The 4,631-nt window shown below is 28.4% G+C and carries 4 protein-coding genes; all 4 read left to right on the top strand.

The window, feature by feature from the left end:
• Nucleotides 1-1,654 (top strand): nSTAND3 domain-containing NTPase (locus tag RM553_RS19055; RefSeq protein ID WP_311536554.1); only part of this gene is annotated, 1,654 nt, incomplete at its 5' end.
• 98 nt (nucleotides 1,655-1,752) lie between these two features.
• Nucleotides 1,753-2,331 (top strand): hypothetical protein, encoded by a 579-nt coding sequence (locus tag RM553_RS19060; RefSeq protein ID WP_311536555.1) that lies wholly within the window; start codon nucleotides 1,753-1,755, stop codon nucleotides 2,329-2,331.
• A gap of 191 nt (nucleotides 2,332-2,522) precedes the next feature.
• Nucleotides 2,523-3,386, top strand: a complete 864-nt coding sequence (locus tag RM553_RS19065) for a hypothetical protein (protein WP_311536556.1) — start codon at nucleotides 2,523-2,525, stop codon at nucleotides 3,384-3,386.
• A 182-nt stretch (nucleotides 3,387-3,568) separates the two neighbouring features.
• On the top strand, nucleotides 3,569-4,498 hold the full coding sequence (locus tag RM553_RS19070; protein ID WP_311536557.1) for an alpha/beta fold hydrolase: 930 nt from the start codon (nucleotides 3,569-3,571) through the stop codon (nucleotides 4,496-4,498).
• Nucleotides 4,499-4,631: the final 133 nt, after the last annotated feature.

A 4,631-nucleotide genomic window follows, 5' to 3' on the forward strand; every position in this document is an offset into this window, starting at 1 on the left:
AGCGGTAATACCTAATATTAATTCAATGAACAATTACGACTTCTCAACTATAAATGATAAAGAATTTGAAATAATAGTTAGAGATTTATTGAATAAAGAATTTAAGTTCAAACTACAAAGTTTCAAAAAAGGAAAAGATAAAGGTATTGACTTAAGGCATTCAACCAGTGATAATAATAATTCTATAATAGTTCAAGCCAAACATTATAGTAATTCAAAATATTCCAACTTAAAACATGATTTTGAAAAAAAAGAATTACCTAAGATCAAAGACTTAAAACCTAATAGATATATTGTTGTAACATCGCTAGCATTGAGTGCTCAAAATAAAGATGAATTAAAGAAAATTTTATCCCCATATGTCCAGACTTCAAACGATATTATTGGAAGAGATGAGTTAAACGAGTACCTAAATAAATATCCAGATATTGAAAAGCAGCACTATAAGTTATGGTTGTCGAGTATAAATATTCTTGAATCAATTTTTAACAAAGCTATAGAAGGTAGAACCAAATTTTTTATAAAAGAATTAAAAAGAAAAATAAATTACTACGTAGTAACACAAAAGTTAGATCATGCAAATAAAATCTTGAGGAAGAAGAAATTGCTATTAATAACAGGGCAACCTGGAATTGGTAAAACTTCCTTAGCTGAAATTTTATTATTCGATCGTTTAAGGGAAGGATTTGAAATTTACCAAATTGAAGATATTGGAGAAGCAGAAAGTATTATATCTTTTGATAATAATTCAAAACAAATAATCTATTTTGATGATTTTTTAGGTGCAAATTATACTGAGATAATGAACTCTCATAACCGGGAAACTCGTCTTACAAATTTTGTAGATCGGATAATAAACACACCAAACAAATATCTAATATTAACAACAAGAACTGTTGTATTAAACATTGCCACAAATAGATACGAGAAATTAAATAGGTCGAACCTGAACAAAAGGCAATTTGAACTTAAACTTACTGATTATAGTGCATTCGAAAAAGCTCAAATATTATATAATCACTTTTTCCATAAAAATGTAGACCAAAGGTTCTACGAAGTTTTACTTGAGAACAATTTTTATAGGAAAATCATAAAACACAGAAACTACACTCCCAGGTTAGTAGAATTTATCACTAACGAATTCCAAATCAAAGATTTTACTAGAAAAGATTACAAGGAGTTTATTTTAAGAAACTTGGATAATCCAGAGGAAATATGGAGACACTCTTTCAACAATCAAATTAATCATTTCGATAAATGTCTATTATTAACTATGTTTTCGTTTGGTAATGAAGTAGATGAAGATATACTCATCAAGGCTTTTGACAATCGATTAAATTATGAGAAAGAAGCTCACAATCAAATAATCCAAAATGACCAATTTAATAAGTCAATTAAAACTCTCCTTAATGGATTTCTTGTATCCAGATTAAACAGCTTCCAAGAAAATCTTTCTAGAAGATATAGTTTTATTAACCCTTCCTTAGCTGACTTTTTTATATCATATGCTAAAGAATCTTTTTCTGTTAGGAAAGACATTATAAGTAGCATAGTCTATTTAAACCAATTAGAAAGATTCAAAGTATTACCATTAGAAAATGAATTACAAATATTCTTAAAAGGAAAATCTCAAAAGACTTATCCAAAACTGTAAATCAAAATGTTCGCACCTATTCAAGGTATTTTTCAATATTAATAAATTTCTGCTGTGACATAAATATTGACAATCTTACAAAAGAAATCATTTTTGAAATGGATATTGTTGATAGCTGGGATTACGGTACATTTTCGAATATTTTTAATAATATATTTCAGATCAAGGAAGAGAAATATCCACTTACATATAAAATTATTCAAAATAATTTTTACCAAATAATTGAAAATATTATCAATGAGATTAATCGAGAGGATGATTTGAGAGATATACCACTTCTATTTATGCAATTCAATATTTCATACTCGGATTATATCGATTCGATAAATGGAAGAATTAATATTTCCGACTGTATCGAGAGAGTTATGATGCAAAAGGAAGAAGATGAGCTTAATAATATCTATAGAAAAGTAACATCCATAGATACTATAGAAGATATTTACCATGATTTAGAATATGAGAAAGACTATTTGATTGAGGAATTACTTCCAAAAGTTGGAATAGAAAATGATTTCGATTTAGAATACGATGAAGAAGAATGGATGCAAACAATTCAAGATAATTTATCTACAGATCCGCACGAAGAATATCGTGACTATTCATTTCAAAAAGTCAATATAAAATCTAATAATTCAGAAGATTCCTCCAATAGTGAAATAGACGACCTTTTCAATTAATTTTAGTTAAGGTACTACCGCTAACACCGGTTACCGCAAATGCCGGGTTTTCTAGAAAAGAACTAACTTAGTTTCAATAACAAACCAAAACGTAAGCCGACAAATACGCCTCCATAATTCCGCGCCACTTGTCGTTAACCGGGACCGTTGGCAGCAATGCATAACTTTATTTATTCTTAAAGAACAAATCTATGATTCCAGATAAAATTAAGAATCTATTCAATTTTATAGACTTTTTAGATAGTAACAAAAAGAAATATGTTGAAGATTATGTTCCGTTATGCAGCGAACTAGAAGCAATTAAATTTCAGCAAAAGAAATTAAATCCACAAGATAACTATATTGATAAGCAAGAATTTGATAATCTCCAATCCAAAATTGACGAAGAATTTAATATCATCAAAAATAACGTCTGCTTACCAGTTAATAATAAACTAACAGAACTCCAAATTTGGTTAGGTGACAATAATTATACAAGTATTTATAACAGCAATATAGAAACGATTTCAAATTTTAAAAGAAATTTTTCACCAGAAGATGTCTTTGAAGTTTTTAACTATAAAGAAAAATATATAGAGTTTAGAAAAGAAACAAATTCGGATTTTCTATGTCTATCTTTAGTTTTTGATTATTTAGATAGAACATTGAAAGAAATATTTGATTTTTTTAAAGATTCTAATAAAAATGAATTTGAAGATTTTGAAGCAAAGATAATTGAGGTGGATAGCTTGGAAGAAGTACTAAAAGGGTTAAGAGAAAATAATACAAATGTTAGATATTCTGTTCCGACCAAAAATCTTTTGAAAGACGCTCATAAACAAACAATTCCATTAGATGGATTAAACATTAAAAATGAAATAATAATGGGTGATAAAATCGAAGCTAAGAATATTTCAAATAATAAAGGACCAATATCAGTTGGTAAAAAGAATACAACTGGAACTTCCCATAAAAATGATCTCTCAAAAAAATCTTTTAGATGGCAAAAATGGGGTATTATTATTACAGTGATTTTAGCAATAATCGCAATTATCGTTACTATTTTGGTTTCCTAAAATATTATAGAATTGCACAGCTGCCAACATCGGTTATAGCAAATAGCGGGTTTTGACGAAAAAGTGTAATTTAGAAAACCAAGAAACAAAAGGTTAAGCCGACAAATTCGCGTCCTTATTCCCGCTACTTGTCCATAACCGTAACCGTTGGCACCAATTAATAAGAAAATTCTGAATAAAAAATGAACAAAATCATTGTTGTATTATTTCTAACACTTTTTGGAAATAAAGTATTTGCACAGGAACTAGAAATACAAACTTTTGGAAACAAAAATGACAAAGCACTAATATTTTTACACGGTGGTCCAGGATACAATAGTGTTCCATTTGAACAAACAACTGCTAACGAATTGGCAAATAATGGATTCTTTGTTATTTCCTATGATAGACGTGGAGAAGGTAGAAATGAAAATTTAAAAGCAGAATATACTTTTACACAAACATTTGAGGATTTGAACCAAATCTTTCAAAAATATAATCTAAAAAAAGCAACTCTAATAGGTCATAGTTTCGGAGGTATTATAGGAACTATGTTTACTGATAAATATTCAGATAAAATTGATAATTTGATTTTAGTAAGTGTTCCTATTTCAATGCCTCAAACATTTGAAAACATAATTGCATCATCAAAAGAGATTTACACTAAGAAAGATGACAAAGTAAATTTGAACTATATAAATATGTTGCAAAATATGGATAGTACAAGTTTAGAATATGCAACTTATAGCTTTATGCATGCTATGTCAAACGGATTTTATTCCACTAAAAATCCAAATCAAAAAGCTATTGAACTATATCAAAAATTTAAAACAGATACGTTACTTCAAAAATATGCTTCTAAAAATGAATACTTAGCTCCTCAAAAGTTTTGGGAAAATGAACATTATACTTCTCTTTCAATAAAAATTAATCTTGAAAATTTAAAAAACAAAAAGGTTTCTGTTTATGGAATATATGGTAAAGAAGATGGATTATACTCACCAGAACAAATTGACTCTTTAGTAAATATTTTAGGTGATGAGAATGTAGAATATTTAGAAAATAGCTCGCATAATGTTTTTATTGACCGCCAAAACGAATTTATAGATCTAGTGAAAAAATGGACAAATTAACTGGTGCCAACAACGCATACCGCAAATGGCGGGATTCATAGAAAAGAACTAAATTGGTTTCCATAACAAACAAAATCGGTAAGCCGACAAATCCGCGTCCCTAACTCCGCGCCACTTGTCGTTATGCGAGACC

The sequence above is a fragment of the Autumnicola tepida genome (assembly GCF_031846485.1).
GTDB classification, from domain to species: Bacteria; Bacteroidota; Bacteroidia; order Flavobacteriales; family Flavobacteriaceae; genus Autumnicola; species Autumnicola tepida.

What these genes read in the sequence shown, in the direction of transcription:
- RM553_RS19065 (WP_311536556.1), top strand. Translation starts at nt 2,523, where the DNA reads ATGATTCCAGATAAAATTAAGAATCTATTCAATTTTATAGACTTTTTA.
- RM553_RS19070 (WP_311536557.1), top strand. Translation starts at nt 3,569, where the DNA reads ATGAACAAAATCATTGTTGTATTATTTCTAACACTTTTTGGAAATAAA.
- RM553_RS19060 (WP_311536555.1), top strand. Translation starts at nt 1,753, where the DNA reads ATGGATATTGTTGATAGCTGGGATTACGGTACATTTTCGAATATTTTT.